The organism is Stenotrophomonas sp. HMSC10F07 (genome assembly GCF_001807895.1).
In the GTDB taxonomy this organism is placed as follows: Bacteria; Pseudomonadota; Gammaproteobacteria; order Xanthomonadales; family Xanthomonadaceae; genus Stenotrophomonas; species Stenotrophomonas sepilia.
On sequence record NZ_KV791444.1, the window covers coordinates 1 to 21,530 of the forward strand.

Annotated in this window: 19 protein-coding genes; 11 read left to right on the forward strand and 8 right to left on the reverse strand. The window is 67.7% G+C overall.

What is annotated here, in order from left to right; genetic code table 11:
• Window positions 1-299: 299 nt before the first annotated feature.
• Entirely contained in the window at window positions 300-1,028 is a 729-nt protein-coding gene (locus tag HMPREF3114_RS17645; RefSeq protein WP_005418228.1) for a response regulator, read from the reverse strand.
• 127 nt (window positions 1,029-1,155) lie between these two features.
• Here HMPREF3114_RS17645 and rlmD point away from each other — a divergent pair, with 127 nt between their 5' ends.
• From rlmD to HMPREF3114_RS17690, 9 genes are all read left to right on the forward strand, one after another.
• Window positions 1,156-2,490 (forward strand): 23S rRNA (uracil(1939)-C(5))-methyltransferase RlmD, encoded by a 1,335-nt coding sequence (gene rlmD, locus HMPREF3114_RS17650; protein ID WP_005418227.1) that lies wholly within the window; start codon window positions 1,156-1,158, stop codon window positions 2,488-2,490.
• 34 nt (window positions 2,491-2,524) lie between these two features.
• Window positions 2,525-3,010, forward strand: a complete 486-nt coding sequence (locus tag HMPREF3114_RS17655; RefSeq protein ID WP_053500339.1) for a CYTH domain-containing protein — start codon at window positions 2,525-2,527, stop codon at window positions 3,008-3,010.
• A gap of 113 nt (window positions 3,011-3,123) precedes the next feature.
• Window positions 3,124-3,819, forward strand: a complete 696-nt coding sequence (locus tag HMPREF3114_RS17660; RefSeq protein ID WP_053500341.1) for a DsbA family oxidoreductase — start codon at window positions 3,124-3,126, stop codon at window positions 3,817-3,819.
• Window positions 3,820-3,983: 164 nt separating this feature from the next.
• Window positions 3,984-4,991, forward strand: a complete 1,008-nt coding sequence (gene nagZ / locus HMPREF3114_RS17665; RefSeq protein ID WP_053500343.1) for a beta-N-acetylhexosaminidase — start codon at window positions 3,984-3,986, stop codon at window positions 4,989-4,991.
• Window positions 4,991-5,545 carry a hypoxanthine-guanine phosphoribosyltransferase gene (locus HMPREF3114_RS17670; protein ID WP_053500345.1) on the forward strand — a complete coding sequence of 185 codons (555 nt, stop codon included), beginning with the start codon at window positions 4,991-4,993 and terminating at the stop codon, window positions 5,543-5,545. The genes nagZ and HMPREF3114_RS17670 overlap by 1 nt, the downstream gene beginning before the upstream one ends.
• Window positions 5,546-5,626: 81 nt before the next feature.
• The gene (locus HMPREF3114_RS17675) at window positions 5,627-6,373 is read left to right on the forward strand and encodes an S-methyl-5'-thioinosine phosphorylase (protein ID WP_005418222.1); all 747 of its coding nucleotides are present in this window, start codon (window positions 5,627-5,629) and stop codon (window positions 6,371-6,373) included.
• 88 nt (window positions 6,374-6,461) lie between these two features.
• On the forward strand, window positions 6,462-6,668 hold the full coding sequence (locus tag HMPREF3114_RS17680; RefSeq protein ID WP_005410590.1) for a cold-shock protein: 207 nt from the start codon (window positions 6,462-6,464) through the stop codon (window positions 6,666-6,668).
• 125 nt (window positions 6,669-6,793) lie between these two features.
• Entirely contained in the window at window positions 6,794-8,062 is a 1,269-nt protein-coding gene (locus tag HMPREF3114_RS17685; RefSeq protein WP_053500347.1) for an FAD-dependent oxidoreductase, read from the forward strand.
• A gap of 180 nt (window positions 8,063-8,242) precedes the next feature.
• Window positions 8,243-8,512 (forward strand): hypothetical protein, encoded by a 270-nt coding sequence (locus tag HMPREF3114_RS17690; RefSeq protein WP_053500349.1) that lies wholly within the window; start codon window positions 8,243-8,245, stop codon window positions 8,510-8,512.
• Between the two features lies 1 nt (window position 8,513).
• On the opposite strand, the gene pdeM is transcribed toward HMPREF3114_RS17690, so the two are convergent.
• From pdeM to HMPREF3114_RS17710, 4 genes are read right to left on the reverse strand one after another with little or no spacing between them, the layout of a single operon-like run.
• Complete coding sequence (gene pdeM / locus HMPREF3114_RS17695; RefSeq protein WP_053500351.1) at window positions 8,514-9,155, reverse strand: ligase-associated DNA damage response endonuclease PdeM; 642 nt, start codon at window positions 9,153-9,155, stop codon at window positions 8,514-8,516.
• Window positions 9,145-11,604 (reverse strand): ligase-associated DNA damage response DEXH box helicase, encoded by a 2,460-nt coding sequence (locus tag HMPREF3114_RS17700; RefSeq protein WP_053500353.1) that lies wholly within the window; start codon window positions 11,602-11,604, stop codon window positions 9,145-9,147. The genes pdeM and HMPREF3114_RS17700 overlap by 11 nt, the downstream gene beginning before the upstream one ends.
• A complete protein-coding gene (locus HMPREF3114_RS17705) occupies window positions 11,601-13,208 on the reverse strand; it encodes an ATP-dependent DNA ligase (protein WP_053500355.1) in 1,608 nt (535 codons plus the stop codon). Before HMPREF3114_RS17705 ends, HMPREF3114_RS17700 begins: the two co-directional genes overlap by 4 nt.
• Window positions 13,205-14,203, reverse strand: a complete 999-nt coding sequence (locus tag HMPREF3114_RS17710) for a ligase-associated DNA damage response exonuclease (RefSeq protein ID WP_005418210.1) — start codon at window positions 14,201-14,203, stop codon at window positions 13,205-13,207. Before HMPREF3114_RS17710 ends, HMPREF3114_RS17705 begins: the two co-directional genes overlap by 4 nt.
• A gap of 113 nt (window positions 14,204-14,316) precedes the next feature.
• Here HMPREF3114_RS17710 and HMPREF3114_RS17715 point away from each other — a divergent pair, with 113 nt between their 5' ends.
• On the forward strand, window positions 14,317-15,954 hold the full coding sequence (locus tag HMPREF3114_RS17715; protein WP_053500357.1) for an acyl-CoA dehydrogenase family protein: 1,638 nt from the start codon (window positions 14,317-14,319) through the stop codon (window positions 15,952-15,954).
• A gap of 280 nt (window positions 15,955-16,234) precedes the next feature.
• Here HMPREF3114_RS17715 and HMPREF3114_RS17720 read toward each other — a convergent pair whose 3' ends face one another.
• The 3 genes from HMPREF3114_RS17720 to HMPREF3114_RS17730 form a co-directional block, all read right to left on the reverse strand.
• Window positions 16,235-16,645, reverse strand: coding sequence for a hypothetical protein (locus HMPREF3114_RS17720; RefSeq protein ID WP_005418205.1), 411 nt, complete (start codon window positions 16,643-16,645; stop codon window positions 16,235-16,237).
• A gap of 154 nt (window positions 16,646-16,799) precedes the next feature.
• Window positions 16,800-17,141 (reverse strand): hypothetical protein, encoded by a 342-nt coding sequence (locus HMPREF3114_RS17725; protein ID WP_049413058.1) that lies wholly within the window; start codon window positions 17,139-17,141, stop codon window positions 16,800-16,802.
• 124 nt (window positions 17,142-17,265) lie between these two features.
• A complete protein-coding gene (locus tag HMPREF3114_RS17730; RefSeq protein ID WP_005418201.1) occupies window positions 17,266-18,441 on the reverse strand; it encodes a thiolase family protein in 1,176 nt (391 codons plus the stop codon).
• Between the two features lie 182 nt (window positions 18,442-18,623).
• Here HMPREF3114_RS17730 and HMPREF3114_RS17735 point away from each other — a divergent pair, with 182 nt between their 5' ends.
• Complete coding sequence (locus HMPREF3114_RS17735; RefSeq protein ID WP_053499388.1) at window positions 18,624-21,467, forward strand: autotransporter serine protease; 2,844 nt, start codon at window positions 18,624-18,626, stop codon at window positions 21,465-21,467.
• Window positions 21,468-21,530 lie beyond the last annotated feature (63 nt).

Below are 21,530 nucleotides of genomic sequence, written 5' to 3' on the forward strand. Positions count from 1 at the left end.
ATCCGTTTTCCGAAGGAAAACGGATCTGACCCCAGTTTGAATTTCGATATCTGACAGAGATTCATCCACGCATGGCGTGGATCTACTGGCCACCGGTCAACTGTCGAAGGCGGGGCACTGTGGGTTTGCGGGGTGTGAGCGCCATGGATGGCGCGACCAAGGCTACATGGACGTACTCGCGCCGTCCCCGCATACGCACAGTGCCCCGCCATCCCACGGGATGCCCACTGTTGCCGTTGCTTCGGCTGTTGCTCTGGCTTGAGGCAGGTGCAGGGCTGCAAGCCCTGCCGAACCACCCCTCAGTGCAGGAGCGCTGCCACCGCGTCGCGGAACCCCGCCTGGGCCTGCCCGGACTCGGGCGCATGATGCAGCTGGCGCACCGCCCGTCCCAACCGTGCCGCCCCCACGAAGCCACAGCTGGCCTGCAATCGGTGCAACTGGCTGCGCAACTGGCGCTCGTCGTGCTGGTCGACCGCCTGCTCGACCGCGTCGCGCACGCCCGGCAACTCGGCCAGGAACAGCTCGCGCAGGGCGATCAGGTGGTTGCGCTGGCCATTGAGCGCGGCCAGGGCTGCGGTCTCGTCCCAGTCCTGTACGGCCAGTTCGACCGCGGCCGGGGCCTGTGCCACGAAGATCCCCGCCGGGCTGTTGACCAGCGCTCGGCGCACGGCCTTCAGCAGCTGGTCGCGGCCCAGTGGCTTGACCAGGGTGTCGCTGAAACCAGCTTCGCGCAGGCGGGCGTGAATGGAGGCATCGCCGTCGGCGGTATGTGCCAGCGCCGGCGTGTCGGGATGTGAACGGCGCAACTCACGCAACAGCTGCGCGCCATTGCCGTCCGGCAGGTTGACGTCGATCAGCCACAGGTCATGCGAGCCGGGCTCGGCACTGGCCAGGGCACTGGCCAGTGAATCTGCGGTGTCCACGTCCGCCGGTAACGTTTCCAACGCCGCCTTGAAAAAACCGCGGCTGATGATGTCGTCCTCGACAAGCAGGAAGCGGGGCCGTGCGGCCCGCGGGGTCATCTGCATCAGGGCTGCCTCCATGTCAGCTGTCCCAATCATCAAGCACGGCGGCCACGGGCGCAAGCGGGTCCGGGCCCCATCGGTCAGGATCTGCGACAATACGCCCCCATTTTTGCCCGCAGCCTGTTGCCACGTGGCCCGATCCCGCTCCCGCACCGACCGTACCCCGTTCCAGACCGAGATCCTCGACCTCAGCCATGATGGTCGCGGTGTCGCCCGCCGTGAAGGCGAGGGCGGCAAGGTCACCTTCGTCAGCGGCGCCCTGCCCGGTGAGGTGGTGATGGCTGAACAGACTGCCCGCAGCCGCCATTTCGACGAGGCGCGCACGCTGGAGGTGCTGCAGGCCTCGCCGCAGCGGGTGATCCCCAAGTGCCCCCATTTCGGTACCTGCGCCGGCTGCGTGCTGCAGCACCTGGACGAAGACCAGCAGATCGTCGCCAAGCAGCGCGTGCTGATGGATAACCTGGAGCGGATTGGCCATGTGAAGCCGGGCACCGTGCTTGCGCCGCTGGTCGGCGAGAGCTGGGGCTACCGCCGCAAGGGCCGCTTCTCGGTGCGCCGGGTCGAGAAGAAGGACAAGACCCTGGTTGGCTTCCGTGAACAGGATCCGCGTTTCGTCGCCGACCTCAGCCAGTGCCTGACCGTGATTCCGGAGATCGGCACCAAGGTCGAGGCGTTGTCCACCTTCATCGAAACGCTCGATGGCAAGCGTGACATCCCTCAGATCGAATTCATCGCCGGTGACCAGGCCGTGGTCCTGACCGTGCGCCACCTGCAGCCACTCAGCGATGCCGACCGCGCGGCCTGGGCCGCCTTCGGCCAGCAGCATGGCTTCGTGATCTACCTGCAGTCCGGTGGCGTGGACACCGTGCAGCCGCTGGACGGGCAGGGCGTGGCGCTGTCGTTCCGGCTGGCGCCGTGGGATGTCGAGCTGGCGTTCCGCCCGCTGGATTTCATCCAGGTCAATGCCAAGCTCAACGAGAAGATGATCGCCCACGCCCTGGACCTGCTGCAGCCGGGTGAGGACGAGCGCGTGCTGGACCTGTTCTGCGGCCTGGGCAACTTCACCCTGCCGTTGGCCCGCCGTGTGCGTGAAGTGGTGGGTGTGGAAGGCGATGCCGGCCTCGTCGCGCGTGCGCGTGAGAACGCGGAGCGCAACGGCCTGGCGAACGCGCAGTTCTTCAGCGCCGACCTGACCCAGGACCAGCGCAGCACGACGTGGATGCGCCAGGGCTTCGACAAGCTGCTGCTGGATCCGCCGCGCTCCGGCGCGATCGAAGTGCTGCAGCAGCTGCCGCTGAAGCAGTTCAAGCGCATCGTCTACGTCAGCTGCCACCCGGGCTCGCTGGCGCGCGATGCCGGCTATCTGGTCAACGAACAGGGCTTCACCCTGGTCAGCGCCGGTGCCATGGACATGTTCCCGCACACCGCGCACGTGGAAAGCATCGCGGTATTCGAAAAGCGCTGAGCAGCGGTCATCACCCGTGGCGCATAATTGCGCCATGGGCATCGAAATCGAACGCAAATTCCTGGTCAGCAGCGATGGCTGGCGCACCGCCGCGCATCGGGTGATCCCGATGGCGCAGGGCTACATCAACGACATGGGCGCGCTCGACCGCGGCACCCAGAACGCCTCGGTGCGCGTACGCATCGAAGGCGACCACGCCGCGCTGAACCTGAAGTCGCGCACCCTCGGCCATACCCGGCAGGAGTTCGACTACCCGATCCCGGTGGAGGACGCGCGCGCACTGCTGGCGCTGTGTGTCGGCGGCCTGATCGACAAGCGCCGCCATCTGGTCGAACACGCCGGCCTGACCTGGGAAGTGGACGAATTCCTCGGTGACAACGCCGGTCTGGTGGTGGCCGAAGTCGAACTGGAAAGCGCCGATCAGGCCATCGACCTGCCGGACTGGGTCGGCGCCGAAGTGACCGATGACGCCCGCTACTACAACGTTGCCCTGGCCAGCCGCCCGTATTCACAGTGGTGAACCCCCAAAAAGGGGACGGAGGGGATTAAGTCGTCTTTACCCCGCCTGTGCGGAAAGCGACTTAATCCCCTCCGTCCCCTTTTATCGAGGAAGGCGGTCCCCATGTCGTGGACATGAGAATCGACATCTACTCCGACGTGGTCTGCCCCTGGTGCTGGATCGGCAAGCATCGTTTCCAGCAGGGCGTGCAGTTGCTGGGCGCCAATGCGCCTGAACTCGATATCCACTGGCAGCCGTTCCAGCTGGACCCGGATGCGGACGACACCCCGGTGCCGCTGCGCGAGGCCTATGCGCGCAAGTTCGGGGGCGTCGAGCGCACCGAGCAGATCCTCGGCCAGACCCAGACCACCGCGCGCGCGGAGGGGCTGCCGATGGATTTCAACCAGGGCCAGGTGCGGGTGACCACACTGCCGGCGCATCGGGTGTTGTGGCTGGCCGGCCAGCATGGCGTGCAGGATGCGGTGGGTGAAGCGCTGTTCCGCGCCCACTTCGAACATGGCCAGAACCTGGCCGACAACGCTGTACTGGTGAAGGCCGGCGTGGCGGGCGGCCTGGACGGGGGTGAAATCGCGCAGATGCTGGCCTCCGACCGCGGCCTGGCCGAGGTCGAAGCCAAGCTGGCGCAGGCCCATGCACTGGGCATTTCGTCGGTGCCGACCTTCGTGATCGATGGGAAGTGGGCGATTTCCGGGGCGCAGCCACCCGAGGCGTTCGCCCAGGCCCTGCGGCAGATCGCGGCAGAACAGGGCGCCCCGGCTACCCCGGCTGACGGCGACGAGGCCTGCGGCCCGGACAGCTGCAAGGTCTGACCGGCTCCTCAAAAGGGGACGGAGGGGATTAAGACGTATCCAGCCCCTTGGGGCCGATTGCGCCTTAATCCCCTCCGTCCCCTTTTTCTGACCACTGCGCCTGTCGGCCGGTTCTGCGACAATGCGGCACTGCGCCATGCGGGCGCGCGTTGTGGAGATCGACCATGCTGCTGATCGGCGTTGCCGGCACCGAACTGACCGCCCAGGAACGTGACTGGCTGCAGCACGACGCCGTGGCCGGAATAGTGCTGTTCAAGCGCAACTTCGCCTCGCGCCAGCAGGTGACCGATCTGAGCGCGGCCATCCGTGCCGCTGCCCCGCGCCCGCAGCTGATCTGCGTGGACCAGGAAGGCGGCCGTGTGCAGCGCTTCCGCGAGGGTTACAGCGATCTTCCGCCGCTGCAGGACATTGGTGCCCTGTACGCCACCGACCCGCAGCGGGCCCTGGCGCTGGCCGAGCAGCATGCCTGGCTGATGGCCAGTGAAGTCCGCGCCAGCGGCCTGGATCTCAGCTTCGCCCCGGTGGTCGACCTTGGCCGCGGCAACCGCGCCATCGGCAACCGCGCCTTCAGTGAAGACCCGCAGGTCGTGGCCGCGTTCACTGCAGCCTATGTGCGCGGCATGCACGCGGTCGGCATGGCCGCCACGCTCAAGCATTTTCCTGGTCACGGCACCGTGCTGGAAGACACCCACGTCGATACCGCGATCGACCCGCGTGCGCTGGACGAGCTGCGCGCGCAGGACCTGGTGCCGTTCCAGGCCGGCATCGCCGCCGGTGCCGATGCGGTGATGATGGCGCACGTGATCTATCCGCAGGTGGCAGCGGAGCCCGCCGGCTATTCCCCACGCTGGATCCAGGACGTCCTGCGCGGCGAACTCGGCTTCCGCGGCGTGGTGTTCTCCGATGACATCGGCATGGCCGCCTCGCACAGCGCCGGCGGCGTGCCGGCACGCGTGCACGCGCACCTGGACGCCGGTTGCGACGTGGTGCTGGTCTGCCATCCGGAACTGGTCGATGAAGCCCTGCATGCGGTGCAGGGACGCTCTCTCAATACTGCTGCGCTGCTGGGCCTGCTCGGCCGCGGCGCGCTCGGCTGGGACGGCCTGCTGGCCGATGCCCGCCATGGCGACACCCAATCCCGTCTGCTTGAAACCCTTGGAAGAACCGTCTGATGCCCAACCTCACCATTTCCCAGGCCCTGGCCCAGGCTGACCTGCTGGTCGACCGCCCCACCATCGACAAGGCCATCGCTGCTATCGCCGACGCCATCGCGCGCGATTACGAGGGCGAGGTGCCGTTGTTCCTGTCGATCATGCATGGTGCGCTGCCGTTCGCCGGCCAGCTGGCGCTGGAACTGGGCGCGCGCGGCCAGGACGTGCAGTTCGATTACCTGCACGCTACCCGTTACCGCGGTGAAACCACCGGCGGCGACCTGGTCTGGAAGCACAAGCCGGCCACCTCGCTGTTCGGCCGCCGCGTGCTGCTGGTCGACGACATCCTCGACGAGGGCTACACCCTGCAGGGCGTTCGCACCTGGTGCCTGGAACAGGGCGCGACCGATGTGCGCATCGCTGCGATGACCGTGAAGAAGCACGACCGTGCGCTGCCCGATGTGACCGCCGACTACGCGGGCATCGAGCTGCCGGACCGCTACGTGTTCGGCTTCGGCATGGACGTCAACGAGACCCTGCGCTGCGTGCCGGCCATCTACGCAATGAAGGAATAACGGCGCGGCCGCCCGCGGCGCGTCTTTTCCATCGCCGGCATCCTCGGGTGCCGGCGTTCGTCTTTTCATGGAGTGCTTCCAATGCAACAGATCGCCCTGGCCGTGATCGGCGGTACCGGTGTCTACAACCTGGCCAAGCTTGACGACGTGCAGACCCACGAGGTCGACACCCGCTTCGGCCGCCCATCGGGCCCGGTGCGCGTGGGCACGCTGCTCGGCCATCGCGTGGCGTTCCTGGCGCGGCATGGCGAGGGGCATTCGCTGCCGCCGCACAAGATCAACTACCGCGCCAACCTGGCTGCGCTGCAGCAGCTGGGCGCGCAGCGGGTGCTGGCATTGAACACCGTGGGTGGCATCACCGAGAACTTCGGTCCGCGCGTGCTCGCCTGCCCGGACCAGATCATCGACTACACCTGGGGCCGCATCAGCACGATCTGTGAAGAAGAAGGCTCCGACGTCGTCCACGTCGATTTCGGCCATCCGTACACGCCGATGCTGCGCAGCAAGATCCTGGCGGCAGCCAAAGTGACCGGTGTCACGGTCCATGACGGTGGCTGCTATGGCGCAACGCAGGGCCCGCGCCTGGAAACCATCGCCGAAATCGCCCGCATGCGCCGCGACGGTTGCGATCTGGTGGGCATGACCGGCATGCCGGAAGCCGCACTGGCGCGGGAGCTGGGGCTGGATTATGCCTGCCTGGCGATCATCGCCAACTGGGCCGCCGGCTGCGGTGATGGCGAGGAGATTACGATGGCCGAAGTGCTGGCCAATGTGCAGGCGGCCAGCAACGGACTTCCGGAACTGGTGGGCGAATTGGCGCGGGGGTGATTGTCTTCCCCGAGCAAGCTTTGCATACTCAGCTTGTGCGCGGGTTCAGCGTACACCACCCATTCATTGCATAAGGTCTCGCATCACCATGCCGAACGGTACCGTCAAGTGGTTCAACGACGCCAAGGGATTTGGCTTCATCTCGCCGGAGGATGGCAGCGCCGACGTGTTCGCGCACTTCTCCGCCATCAACTCCAAGGGCTTCCGCAGCCTGCAGGAAGGCCAGCGTGTCACCTATGACGTGACCCAGGGCCCGAAGGGCGCCCAGGCTTCGAACATCACGCCGGCCGAGTGATCCGCTCGACAGTGCGTTGAAAACCCCGCTCCGGCGGGGTTTTTTTTGCGCTGCGACAAGAATTGCGCTGCCGTGGGCGGAGGCCCCGCTGGGCATCCGGATTTGCGCTCGGGCACAATGCGCCCATGAAGGAACGACTGCGCATCGCCGTGATCGGCTACGGCACCGCTGGACAGGCATTGTCCATCCTGCTCTCCCGTGATGGCCACGAGGTGGAGATCTTCGAACGTGTGCCCACGCCGGGACCGGTTGGCGCCGGTTTCCTGCTGCAGCCCAGCGGCCTGCAGGTGCTGTGGCAGATGGGCCTGCTTGACGCCGTGCGCGCGCATGCCGCGCCGGTGCATCGCCTGTACGGCGATACGCCGTGCGAACGCGCAGTGATGGACATGCGCTACGCCGGCCTGGACGCGCGCCTGCACGGCCTTGGCATGCAGCGCGGCGCCCTGTTTTCGTTGCTGGATGATGCGCGTGCTGGTGCGGGCCAGCTGCATGCCGGCGTCAGCATCGCTGCAGTGGATGCCGAGCAGGGCCGCCTGCGTGACAGCGAAGGGCGCCTGCACGGTGCGTTCGACCTCGTGGTGGCCGCCGATGGTGCGGCCTCGACGCTGCGCGGCACGCTCAAAGACGGTAACGGATTGGATCGCGTGTATCCGTGGGGTGCGCTGTGGTGCCTGTTGCCAGCCGAAGACTGGCCACACCTGCAGGAGCTGCGGCAGCGCTACGTGGCCGCACGCAAGATGATCGGGCTGTTGCCGGTCGGTACGCGGCCCGGTGATGACACGCCGCGCCTGAGCTTTTTCTGGAGCCTGCCACGCGACGATTTCGAACGTTGGCAGGCCGACGGCATGACGCCCTGGCTGGACGAACTGCATGCGCTGTGGCCGCAGGCCAGTGCACGCTTCGCGCATCTGCGTGACGCCGGCCAGCTGGCACGGGCCGTCTACCGCGACGCGGTGATGACGCGCTGGTATCACGGCCGCATGGTGCTGGCCGGCGATGCCGCGCATGCGATGAGCCCACAGCTGGGCCAGGGCGTGAACATGGCGCTGCTCGATGCGCTGGCGCTGCGCGATGCCTTGCGCGCGCATGGTGGCGGTGCCGCGGCATTGCAGGCCTACCAGGCGCAGCGCAGGGCGCACGTTGCGGTCTACCAGCGCTGGAGCCGTTGGCTGACGCCGCTGTTCCAGTCCGATCGCGATGCCTGGGCCAAAGCGCGCGACGTACTGCTCGGCCCGATGGGGCGCCTGCCGGGTGGGCGTGGTCACATGCTGCGTGTGCTCAGCGGTACCCAGCATGGCTGGTTCGGTTCGCTCGCGTTGGATCCGGCTTTCGTCGACGCGCTGGCCACTGCGGCGCAGGTGCCTCGCATCAACGCGATCACGGCCACTGCGTGAAACGCGTCGTCACGTGAATTAACGGTTGCCTCACCGCGCATATGCGAGAAGTAGGTTGCACGCGATTGCGCGTCGCCCGTTTTCCTTTCCGTGATCAACATCGCGCGTGGCCCGGGAGGCGCTGCCGTCGCCGCCTGTTGCGGCCCGGATGTGCCGCCTGTTGTCGAAGAGGAGGATGCCATGTTGTTCGCGGTCGAGGAGCTGGAATCGGAAATCTGCAAGCTGCGCGGTCTGTTGCAGATGCTGCACGAGGACCAGCCCGACGTACTGGAGGACGTGTTCGAGTTCCATGTCGGCAGCCTGATCAGTCATGCGTCGCCGGAGCACCACACGCGCATCCGCACCTGTGCGCAGGAGATGCTGGCGGCGATCCAGGCCCTGCCGCGGCGCCGGGAAGAGGACACGCCTGAGTTCCAGCTGATGCCGCAGCTGGATATCCGTCCGGCCTGATTCAAGCCAGGGGCAGCACCACCAGGCCGTTGTCCACGCAGGCGACCATCTGCTCGCCGGCAGCGGGAACAGGAACGATTCCGGCGGTGAACGCGGAGAAGGCCGGCAGGAGCGTCATCCTGTCACGCAGCCAGAATGCGGGGAAGCGCCGTCGCAACGCAGGCAAAGCGATCTGTGGGTGCAGATGCCCGGCGATCACATGCAGCTCCGCATCGGGCACCGGCTCATGCCGAAGCAGGAACGGTGGCAACCGTACCTCGTCGTGTATCTGCACCTGCAGCTCGGCATGCGGCAGCTGCCGGTCATGATTTCCGCGCAGGACATGCACGTCCAGTGCGGCATTGCGTTCGCGCCATGCCAACCATTGCTGGTACCACGCAGCGCGATGCGCCGGGCCATGCAGGATGTCGCCCAGGATCCACAGCTCGCGGCAGGCATGCCTGTCCAGCAGCCCCTGCAGGCGTTGCAGGTCCTTGCCGGTACCGCCGCTGGGCAGCGCGATGCCTGCGCGGCGGAATACATCGGCCTTGCCCAGGTGCAGGTCGGCGAGCAGCAGTGCCTGCCGCGCGGGCCAGTACAGTGCACGCGCGCCAAGCAGAACCAGCGACTCGCCTGCGCGCAGCAGCGGCAGTTCATCGGCCATGCCGACGCTCCAGCTGCTGGGCCGCGCGTTGCACCCGGGTACGCCAGTCTTCGTTGCTGAACTGCCCGCGCAGGCGTTCGGCCCACAGCGGGAAACCCAACGGCGTGAGTGACGCCGGGCGCTGCACCGAGAGGGTCTGCATCCGAATCCTGGCCAGTACCTGTTGCAGCCCTGGCATGTCGAGGCTGTCATTCAGCACTTCCTGTTCCGCCAGCGCCAGCAGCAGGTGATCCGGGTCGTGCTCGCGCAGTACGTCGTAGAGCAGTCCCGCGGATGCCTGCAGCTGGCGCAGTGCCCGTGGCATGCCACCGGGCAGGCTGGGGACCAGCAGGCCGGCGACGCGTGCGATGCCGCGGAACTGGCGACGCGCCAGCTCGCCCAGGTTCACCGCAGCACGCAGATCATCCAGCAGCTGATCGGTGGAGAACAGCGCCCGCCATTGCGCCGCATCCAGATCGATGGCCTGTGCCGGTGCCAGCACCAGGCCGTGATCGTTCACCGCATAGCCGATGCTGTTGCGCTGCCGGCGGGTACAGCGCAGCGCCAGCAGGGCGGCGAGCGCCTCATGCACGTGGCGGCCGGCAAAGGGATAGACGAACAGGAACTGGCCTTCGCGACGACGCACATCCTCCACCAGCAGATGGGCTGGGCCGGGAAGCGCCGACAACCGCTGCTGCAGTGCCAGCAGGGGTGACAGCCAGCGTGACTCGGCGCTGTCGTCAGCACCGGACAGTACCCACTCCAGCTCGCGGCCCAGCGGCATCGACAGCGGCAACTGGCCGCCCTGCCAGCGCGGCACGATCCCCTCACCGCGTCCTCGTGCCAACCGGACGAAGGCAGTCATGTCGCGCAGCTGCACCAGCTCCAGCAGGCGCCCGGCGAACTGGAAGCGGTCGCCACGGCGCAGGCGGCTGGCGAACTGTTCCTCCACGGCGCCCAGGCTGCCGCCGCGCAGGAACTGCACGCGCACGCTGCCATCGCTGCTGATGGTGCCGATCGACAGCCGATGACGCAGCGCCTGGCGACGGTCGTGCATGCGGTACCACCCATCGGCATCACGCACGACCTTGTGGAAATCGGGGTACTGGGCCAGCGCTTGGCCACCCTGCACGACGAATGTGAGCACGGCCTGCCACTGGTCGTCGCCGAGCGACGCGAAGGCATGGGTACGCCGCACCTGCGCCAGCAGGTCGGCGCTGTCGAAGCCGCCCGCCAGGGCGCGGCTGACCGCATGCTGGGCCAGCACATCCAGCGGCAGCGTCGGCGGCCTGCGCGCTTCGACCACGTTCCCGGCCAACGCACGGCGCACGGCGGCGTACTCGGCCAGTTCCAGCGCATGGCTGGGCACGCACAGGATGGAACCGCTGGCACCCGGGCGGTGCCGTGCGCGTCCGGCGCGCTGGCGCAGTCGCGCCACGCCCTTCGGGCTGCCCAGCTGCAGTACCTGCTCAACCTCGGGGAAGTCGACGCCGAGGTCGAGGCTGGAGGTGGCAACCACGCAGCGCAGCGCGCCCGCGCGCAGGCCATCCTCCACCTGCTGGCGCAGCACCGGGTCCAGCGAGCCGTGGTGCAGCGCAAGCGTGTCCGGTTCTTCCGGCCAGACTGCAGCCAGCGCCTGATGCCACAATTCAGCTTGCGCGCGCGTATTGGTGAACAGCAGGCTGCTGCGTGCCTGCATCAGTGCATCCAGCACGCGTGGCAGCTGCGCCAGGCCCAGATGCCCGGCCCAGGGGAAATGTTCGCCAGGGTCCGGCAGCACGCTGCGCACGCTCACTGCGCGAGGGCGTACGCCCTGCACGATCGGTGCATCCGGTTGCCCGGGCAGCAGTACATCGCGCGCCTCATCCAGATTGCCCAGCGTGGCCGACAGTCCCCACAGCTGCGATGCAGGCGCGGCCTGGCGCAACACTGCCAGGTTCAACTGCAGCAGCACACCGCGCTTGTTGCCCAGCAGTTCGTGCCATTCGTCCACCACCATGCAGCGCAGCCGCTGCATGCGCGGCAGCGTATCCGGATAGCTCAGCAGCAGCGCCAGTGATTCCGGCGTGGTCACCAGTACGTCGATGCGGCCCTCGCGCGCCTGGCGCCGCTCGCGGTTGCTGGCGTCACCACTGCGCAGGCCGACACGCCAACCCAGCCCCAGCCCATCGACCACGGTCTGCAGCGCGCGCGCGGTGTCGCTGGCCAACGCGCGCAAGGGGGTCACCCACAGCACCTGCAGCGGGCGGACCGCGCTGGCGCGGCGGGGGGAGGGTGGCGGGTCGATCATGGCCTGCAGCAGTGGCCCGCCGAACATCGCCAGTGTCTTGCCGCTGCCTGTGGGTGTATGCAGCAGCCCGGATTCGCCGGCGAGATAGTGACGCCACATCGCGCGCTGGAACGGCAGTGAGCGCCAGCCTCTGGACGCGAACCAGTCTTCCAGCCGGCGCAGTGCCTGGCTGCGGTTCATCGTGCCAACGCCTGCAGCGTGGCCAACTGATCGGCTTCGCTGGCGGGCTTGTCGTGGCGCCAGCGCAGGATGCGCGGAAAACGCACGGCGATGCCCGACTTGTGCCGGCTGCTGCGGTTGACCGCCTCGAAGCCCAGCTCGAAGACGTGTTCGGTGCGAACGCTGCGCACTGGGCCGAAGCGCTCGCGGGTGTTGGCGCGGATCCAGCGATCAAGCGCGAGGATTTCCTTGTCATCCAGGCCCGAATAGGCCTTGGCGACCGGTACCAGCGTGTCGCCGTCCCAGACGCCGAAGGTGTAGTCGGTGTACAGCGTGCTGCGCCGCCCATGGCCGGCCTGCGCGTACAGGAGCACCGCATCGATGGTGAGCGGATCGACCTTCCATTTCCACCAGTCACCGCGGCGGCGTCCGGCCTGGTAGGGCGAGGCATGCCGTTTCAGCATCAGTCCTTCCACGCCCCGTTCGCGTGCCACGTCGCGCATTGCCGCCGCCTGGAGCCAGTTGTCGGCGTCAACGCCCGGTGAGAGCTGGATCCGTGCATCGCTCAGTGCACCGACGACCTCGGCGAGACGCGCGCGCCGCTGCTGCAGCGGACGTTCGCGCAGGTCTACGCCATCGAGTTCAAGCAGGTCATAGGCGAGCACCCGCACCGGCGTGTTGCGCAGGGTGGCCGCACCGGGTTTTCGGCGCTGGATGCGCGTCTGCAGCGCAGTGAAGGCACGCGGCAGGTCCGCGGCTTCGTCCCAGGCCAGCAGCTCGCCGTCCAGCACGCAGCCATCGGGAAGCGCCATCGCTGCCTGTTCGATCTCGGGGAAGCGGCCATCCAGCCGCTCTTCGCCGCGTGACCACAAGGCGACTTCGCCGCGCCGGCGCAGCAGCTGCAGGCGGATGCCATCCCACTTCCATTCCAGCAGCCAGTCATCGATCGGGCCGAGTCGTTCGGCAGGGGATCCCTCCAGTGGCGAGGCCAGGAAGAACGGATAGGGCTGCTGCCGGTCCAGCGGCAATTCATCCGGCGACAGCAGCTGGGCCAGAACGCCGGGCGAGGGCACCCACTCGCCCAGCATGCGCTGGGCGATGCGTGCGATGTCCAGGCCGGACCACTCGGCCAGCGCCTGCTGCACCAGTCGCTGCGACACGCCAACGCGCAGGGCGCCGGTCAGCAGCTTGTTGAATACCAGGCGTTCGCCGCTGCACAGTTGCTGCCAGCCGGCGACGATCGCCGCGCGACGCACCGCCTCGGGTTGGTTGGCGACCGCCAGCAGGTGCTGTTCGATCCATTCGGCCAGGGGCCGGTCAGGCGAGGGGTGTGGTGGGTCGTCCAACAGCAGGGTCAGTGTTTCGGCCAGGTCACCCACCTGCGCATAGCTGTCTTCCACCAGCCACGGTGGCAACCCTGATTGCTCGGCGATCCACGCGCGCAGTTCGCCACTGGCGGCGATCTTCCTGCGCGCGCCGCCCACCTTGCCACCACTGAGCAGGTACAGCGCCCACGCCGCATCGTGTGCGCCTGCCTGGCGGAAGTAGTCGACCAGCGCTGCGCGCTTGTCCAGCGTGGCAGTGCTGCGGTCCAGGCGTTGGTAGAGCGCTGCGAAGGACTTCATTCCTCGCTCCCGAAATCGGTACGGAAGGCTTCGGCAGCCACGCCGCGCTCGCGCAGGAACGGAATCAACGCATCGGTATTGCCATGGGTGGCGATCACCCGCTGCGCGCCGGTCTGTTGGATCGTCTGCAGCAGTGCTGGCCAATCGGCGTGGTCGGAAATGACGAAGCCTCGATCGACGTTGCGGCGGCGACGGTTGCCGCGCAGTTGCATCCAGCCCGAGGCGAAGCCCAGCTGGTGACGGCCGAAGCGGCGCATCCAGGGCGTGCCCGCAGCCGAGGGCGGGGCCAGGATCAACTGGCCGGCGGCATCGGGCTGGCGGCCCTGTTCGGCCACGGTGAGCGTCTCCAGCATCGGTACGCCGGCCTGCCGGTACACCGCCACGCCATTGGCGATGGCGCCATGCAGCCAGGCCGGCCGATCGTCCAGTGGCCGCAGCTCTGCCAGCACCCGCTGTGCCTTGCCCAGCGCATAGCACAGCAGGATCGCAGCCTCGCCGCGTTGTTCGCATTCGCGGCGCCACGCCACGATTTCGGCGGCGACGGCCGAAGTGTCCGGCCAGCGGTAGATCGGCAGGGCGAAGGTGGCTTCGGTGATGAAGGTATCGCAGGGCACCACTTCGAACGGCGCACAGGTTGGGTCAGGCTGCCGCTTGTAGTCGCCGGAGGCGACCCAGACCTGCCGCCCGTCGTCGATGCGCACCTGCGAAGATCCCAGGACGTGACCGGCTGGATGCAGCGATACCTGTACCCGGCCCAGGCGGAACGGCACGCCCTCGACGTGCGCCTGCACCGGAACATCGCCCAGGCGCCAGCGCAGGATCGGCAGGCTGCCTTCGCTGCAGTGGTACTCGCCCATGCCCGGGCGGGCGTGATCCCCGTGGCCATGCGTGATGACCGCGCGCGCTACCGGTCGCCAGGGATCAATGTGGAAATCGCCGGCGGCGCAGTACAGCCCTTCCGGGCGCAGCACCACCAGATCGTCGTTGGCTGCCATGCGATCACTGTGGCCTGCTGCTCGTGCAGACGGTGAGAACCGGCCTGAACACGGGCTTGGCAAGTCATGCGGCACAATCGGACCGCATACCTCTTGCCGCCAGGATGGACCGGATGAGTGGACCAAGCTTCAGCAGCGACGCGCCCTACGAAACCCATGTGGTGTTGAACCAGCCGCCACCGTTCGCGGGGCGCCAGTTGTGGACTGACGACGTGGCGCTGATGGAAGCCGTGCAACGCGAAGGCGCTGGCAGCTTCGCGCCACGCCTGGCGGTCTATGGCGCGCTGGCCGGCGACGAGCTGTACCGGCTCGGCTTCGATGCCAACCGCGATCGCCCACGCCTGCGCACGCATGATGCGCAGGGTCATCGCATCGATACGGTGGAGTTCCACCCGGCCTATCACCAGTTGATGGAGACGGCGAAATCGCACGGTGTCGCCGGCTTGTCCTGGCATGAACCGCAACCCGGCGCGCATGTCGCGCGTGCGGTGTTGAGCTACCTGCACCACCAGGCCGAGGCCGGCACCAGTTGCCCGTTGACGATGACCCATGCAGCAGTAGCGGTGCTGCACGCGCAGCCGCATCTGGCCGAGTGGGCACGCAAGGCCGCAGCGCCGGTCTATGACGCGCGCGACGTGCCGGTGGCTGACAAGGCCGGCATCACCCTGGGCATGGGCATGACCGAGAAGCAGGGCGGCTCGGATGTGCGCTCCAACAGTACGCGCGCCGAACCGATCGATGGTGAGCGCTATCGCCTTGTCGGCCACAAGTGGTTCTTTTCCGCACCGATGTGCGATGGCTTCCTGGTGCTGGCGCAGGCGCCGGGAGGACTGACCTGCCTGCTGATGCCGCGCCGGCTGGCCGACGGTGACCGCAACGCATTCCGGTTGATGCGGTTGAAGGACAAGCTCGGCGACTGGGCCAATGCCTCCAGCGAAGTCGAGTTCTGCGGCGCGCAGGCATGGCGGGTGGGCGAGGAGGGGCGTGGCGTGGCCACCATCATCGGCATGGTGATGATGACCCGCCTGGATTGCATGCTGGGCGCAGCGGCGGAAATGCGCATGGCGTTGGCGCAGGCGTTGCACCACGCACGCCATCGCCGCATCTTCGGCAAGCTGCTGGTCGAGCACCCGTTGATGACCAATGTGCTGGCCGACCTGGCACTGGAATCGGAAGCGGCCACGGTACTTTCGATGCGCATCGCACGCGCGGTGGATCGCGCCGCCGTGGATGCCAACGAGGCTGCGCTGGCACGGGTGGGAACGGCGCTGGGCAAGTACTGGCTGTGCAAGCGCGCGCCGGCCTTCGTCAACGAAGCGCAGGAATGCCTCGGCGGCGCAGGCTATGTGGAGGAATCGATGCTGCCGCGGCTGTACCGGCAGGCGCCGTTGAATTCGATCTGGGAAGGCAGTGGCAACATCCAGTGCCTGGACGTACTGCGCGCGCTGGCACGTGAACCGGAGGCACTGGCGGCGCTGCGCGCCGAGCTGGCAGCGGTGGCCGATCATGATGCGCGCTACGCGGCGGCGCTGCAGCGTTGGGCAGCGGCGCCGGCACCGGATGAGTCGCAGGCGAGGCTGTTCTGCGAGCGCACTGCGCTGCTGTTGCAGGCAGCGTTGATGTTGCGGGCAGGCAGTCCAATGGCTGAAGCGTTCGTGTGCAGCCGGCTGGAAGGGCAGCATGGGCTGGTGTTCGGGACGCTGCCGGCGGGTGTGGATCTGTCGGCAATGCTGGCGCGCGCGCTGCCGTAGGGCGGCCAACGGCGAAGCCCCTCGTGGTGGCCGCTGATACTGATGGGTGGGCCGCGCGGGTAGGTCGCGCATGGGGCGCCGTGAATACGTCCTTGTAGGCTCGGGCGCGCCATCCATGGCGCTTACGCCCCTGCGCAACCTACCCGCGCGGCCTTGGACACTTTCCGTACGCGTCCAGCACGGAATCAACAGAAAGAGCAGAGAGCGAAAAGCAGAAAAGCCGCGGCAGTGCCGCGGCTTTTCCTGTAGCGCCGAGACGATGCCCGGCTGCCGGTAGGCCTTAGTGCTTGGCTTCTTCCTTGGCGGCGTTGGCCTTGGCGTCATTGGCGACATCACGGGCCTTGTCAGCAACCTTCTGTGCGGCGTCCGCAGTGGCGTCGCTGGCATGTGCAGCGGCGTCGGTGGCCGCAACCTTGGCCTTGTCTGCGGCGTTTGCGGTGGCGTCTGCGGCCTTGTCCAGTGCCTGCTGGGTATCGGCGGCGGCCTGCTCGGAAGCGGCAGCAGTCTTGTCGGCAGCGTTGCGGGTGGCTTCGGCGGCCCTGTCCACGGCGTCACGGGCGGCAGCGCCGGCGCTGTCGGCGGCCTGCTGCGCGTCCTGCTTGGCCTGTTCGGCTTCCGGACCCTTGCAGGCGGCCAGGGCCAGCAGCAGGGAGGCGGCCAGCAGCGTGGTGGTGATCGGGCGAATCTTCATGGCGGTCTCCGGTACTGCAATGGATGGGGACGCCAGCCTATTCATGCCGTTGTGAAGACGGGGTCGCGATCCGAGGTGCGCGCAGGCAGCAGGCCAAAGAAAAAGCCGCTGGCGAACCAGCGGCTTTTCCAGAACAGCCTGAAGAAAGAAGTTATTACTTCTTGGCTTCTTCAGCAGCGTCCTTGGCCTGCTCAGCGGTAGCTTCGGCAGCCTTGGCAGCGTCCTTGGCTTCGCCAGCAGCAGCGTCGGTCGCGGCAGCAGCGGTGCTGGCAGCAGCGTCGGTCGCAGCGTCAGCAGCGGTGGCGGCGGTGTTGGCAGCCTGCTGGGCAGCGTCGGCGGTCTGGGCGCCGGCAGCGGCGGCCTGGTCGGCAGCAGCCTGGGCTTCGGTGGCGGCTTCGTTGGCCGAAGCAGCGGCGTCCTGGGCAGCTTCCTGCTTCGAGCAGGCGGCCAGGGCCAGAGCCAGGGACATCGCGACCAGCAGCTTGTTGATGCTCATTGTGTAAATCCTCGTCGTTAGAATTAGGCAACGCGCATGCTGCGCGCCGACAACATGATGACAAGCCAAGATTGGGTGTCAAGCGATCCCGCATTCATTTTTGCGAAATCGTCGTTAAATCTTTTTAAATCAATTCGATGGCGATGGCTGTTGCTTCACCACCACCGATGCACAGGGTGGCAATGCCGCGCTTGCCACCGCGCGTGCGCAGGGCGTTGACCAAGGTCACCACCAGGCGTGCACCGGAGGCACCGATGGGATGGCCCAGTGCGCAGGCCCCGCCATTCACGTTGAGCTTGTCGTGCGGGATGCCCAGTTCACGCATCGGTGCCATCGCCACCACGGCGAAGGCCTCATTGATTTCGAACAGGTCGATCTGGTCCAGCGACCATCCGGTCTTGGCCAGCAGTGTGTGGATCGCGCCGATCGGGGCGGTGGTGAACCATTCCGGTTCCTGCGAATGGGTGGCGTGGCCGACGATGCGCGCCAGCGGGGTAATGCCACGTGCGTTGGCGTCTTCCTCGGTCAGCAGGACCACCGCAGCGGCGCCGTCGGAGATGCTGGAGGAGCTGGCGGCGGTGACGCTGCCGTCCTTCTTGAAGGCCGGGCGCAGGGTCGGGATCTTGGCGATGTCGGAGCGGCCGGGTTGCTCGTCGGTGGCGACCTCGACCTCACCCTTGCGGGTGGCCACCTTCACCGCGACGATCTCGTCGGCGAATGCCCCATTGGCCTGTGCGGCCTGTGCGCGCTTGACCGATTCGATCGCGTAGGCGTCCTGTTCCTCGCGGCTGAACTGGTACTTGTCCACGGCGCATTCGGCAAATTCACCCATGGCCTTGCCGTCGTAGGCGTTGACCAGACCGTCGTGGGCCATGTGGTCGATCGCCTGGAAGTTGCCGAAGCGGTTGCCCGTACGCGAGTTGGGCAGCAGGTGCGGGGCGTTGGACATCGATTCCATGCCACCGGCAACCACGATGCTGGCCGAACCGGCCTTGATCAGGTCATGGCCGAGCATGATGGTCTTCATGCCGGAGCCGCACACTTTGTTGAGGGTGGTGGCACCGGTCGACAGCGGAATGCCGGCGGCGATCGCCGCCTGGCGGGCGGGCGCCTGGCCGAGGTTGGCCGGCAGCACGCAGCCCATGAGGACTTCAGAGACGTCGCTGGCCGGCACGCCCGACTGTTCCAGGGCGGCCGCGATGGCGGCCGCGCCGAGGGTCGGGGTCGGCACGCCGTTGAACTGGCCGAGGAAGGAGCCGATGGCGGTGCGCTTGGCGGCGGCGATGACGATGTTGGACATGGCAATCTCGTTGATGCGTAAGCAATGTTCGGAAAGGAGACCGAGGACGTTGGAAGCGCCGCGATTTCCCGGCAGACTGCGTGGGGGTCGACCCAAGTATAGAGGGTCGGGGAGGGCCGCCGCTGGGCGGCACCGCACGCCTGCCGGGATGTAGGCAGGCCAACGTTCATGGGAAGGAATCGATGGAACGCACGATGATGGTGAGGTCGGCGCTGGCGTCGGCGCTGGCGATGGCATTGACGGCATGTGGCGGCGGCGGAGGCGGCGGCAATGTCCGCATCGATCCACCCCCGACCACCCCGACGCCCCCGACCACGCCCCCGCCGACCACACCGCCTCCGGCCAAGCCGCAGGAGCCGGCCTTCGACGCGCACCTGTCCGTGACCAATGCGCGTGCCGCACAGGCCGCCGGCCTGACCGGGCAGGGGGTGCGCATCGGCATCGTCGATTCGGGCGTGCAGCGCAACGCAGTGGCGCTGAACGGGCGCGTGGTCGCCAACCTCAACTACATCGACCCCGCCCGCAACAACCTGCAGGTGGACGACGTGGTGGGCCACGGCACGGCGGTGGCCAGCCTTGCCGCGGGTGCTTCGGTGGGATCCTGGCCGGGCGGCATCGCCCCCGGCGCACAGATCGTTTCGGCGCGGATCATCGCCGACAAGCCGCCCGTCGATGACGGCAGCGGCAAGGGCAATTCCTTCAGCGGCCCATTGGGCGTGGCGCAGGTCCACCAGGACCTGATCAGCTACAACGTGAAGGTGATGAACAATTCGTGGGGCGGCCTGTACTGGACCGACCTGCCGACCACCGCGCAGGTGGCGGCCGAGTACCGGCCGTTTGTCATCAACCATGGCGGCCTGGTGGTGTTCGCGGCCGGCAACGATGCGCGCCCTGAGCCGAGCAGCCTGGCCGCGCTGCCCAGCCAGCTGGGCGTTGCCGGCTCGCTGCCGGCGGCCGACCTGGAGCGCGGCTGGCTGGTGGCCACTGCGGTGGATCCGTATGCACCGGGCACGCTGGCCAGCTACGCCAATGCCTGCGGCCAGGCTGCGCGCTACTGCCTGGCGGCGCCGGGCAGCGCGGTCTATCCCGATGCCAACGGCGGCAGCTATTACTGGAACTACGGCACGTCCTTCGCCGCCCCGCTGATTTCCGGCGCCGCCGCCCTGGTCTGGCAGCGCTACCCGTACTTCGACAACAACCTGGTGCGGCAGACCCTGCTGGGCACCGCCAAGGATATCGGTGCGCCCGGCGTGGATGCGGTGTTCGGCTACGGCCTGCTCGACATCTCGCGGGCGATCAAGGGGCCGGGGCGCTTCGACTGGGGCGATGTGGTGGCCAATGTCGATGCGCCATCGAGTGGCTCGCTGTGGAGCAATGACATCGTCGGCAGCGGTGGCCTGGTCAAGCAGGGCGGGGGAACCCTGGTGCTGGGGGGCAACAACAGCTACAGCGGTGCCACCCGCATCGAGCGCGGCATCCTGTCACTGCAGAACGGCAGCGTGATCCGCTCCAACGTGACGATCCTGGCGCAGCCCGATCCGGATTCAACCGGCCTGCAGTTCAATGGCGGTACGCCGCGCGTGATCGGCAATGTGGTCAACGGCAGCAGCGTGTTCCTGACCACCGGCAACACCACCGGCACCATCGAGGGCAACTACACCCAGCAGGCCGGCGCGCAGCTGATGATCGCGCTCGGTGCCAATGCGCTGCAGGTCACCGGCAACGCCACGATCAACGGGGGCGTGCGCGTGCACGGCTTCGTCTCCGGCTATGTGCCGCAGAACGGCAGCCGCCAGGACCTGATCCACGCCGCCGCCGGCCTCAGCGGCACCTTCAGCAGCCCGGCCACCTCCAGCGGCCTGCAGGGCCTGTCGCTGCTGCAGAGCAGCTATGGCTATGACAGCAACAACGCTTGGTTGAACCTGACCCAGGTCAGCGTCACGGCGGCCGCGACCGGGCTCACGGCCTCGGCGCAGTCGGCTGCGCAACGCGTGGACAGTGCGTTCAGCGCACTTGATGGCGATACGACGCTGCAGGGCTCGGCCTTCGGTACGGCCGCCGGTGCGCTGCAGTGGACCGGCGGTGGCAGCAAAGGCCTCGAGGCCAGTTTGCAGAGCCTGTCCGGACAGGCGCATGCGCGGGCCGAGTCGGCCACCTTCGACAGCATCGACATGTCACGCCGCGCGATCGCCGAGCGCTTTGATCGCGTGCAGGCGGCGCCGCGCCTGCGCGGGGCCTGGCAGAGCGCGCTCGGCGAAGCCGGGCAGGGCAGTTTCGCCGGCAATGCCGCCGACAGCCGCGGTTGGATGGCCGGCCAGGACCTGCCACTGGGCAGCAATGGGCTGATGGGCGTGGCCTTTGGCGAAACCCGCAGCAATGGTGGCAGCAGCGTCGGTGGTGATCGTGGGCGTGATCGCCAGGCGCAGGCGCAGCTGTATGCCGGCTGGAACCTGGGCCGGGGCTATGCGCTGGCGCAGGTCGGCAGCGGCCAGTTCACCCGGGCGCTGGATCGCCAGTTGCTGCTGGGCGCCGGCGCCTACGGTGTCTCTGCACGTTACGGCGGACGTTTCAGCAGTGCCAGTGTCGAAGGCGGCTATCGTTTCGGCCGCGCGGGTGCGTCGTTCACACCCTACGTGGGCGCCAGCAGCACGCGCGTGGATACCGATGCCTTCAACGAACTGGGCGGGTTCGGCTTCGGCCTGCGTGGCGATGCCAACCGCGTACAGCGCAGCCAAATGCTGGCCGGTATCCGCGGCGAACGTGGCTGGGGGCGCTGGACCCTGCGCGGGCATGCCGAATGGCAGCAGCGGCTCGATGGTGCCGATGCGGAATGGCAGGCCAGTTTCGTCGGCGTTGATGCATGGGCGCCACTGGCGGGCTGGAACGCGCCGCGCGGCAGTGCGCTGTTCGGCGTGGCGCTGGAGTCGTGGTGGGGCCGCAACGGCCGCCTGAGCCTGGGCTTCGACCAGCGCGTCGGCGGCGAAGGCGCGCGCCAGGCGGCGCTGCGCTACAGCACCGGGTTCTGAACGGGCGGTCGCGCCGGGTCGAAAGGCCCGGCGCGTCATCGGCAGGCTCAGCCGCCGCGCAGG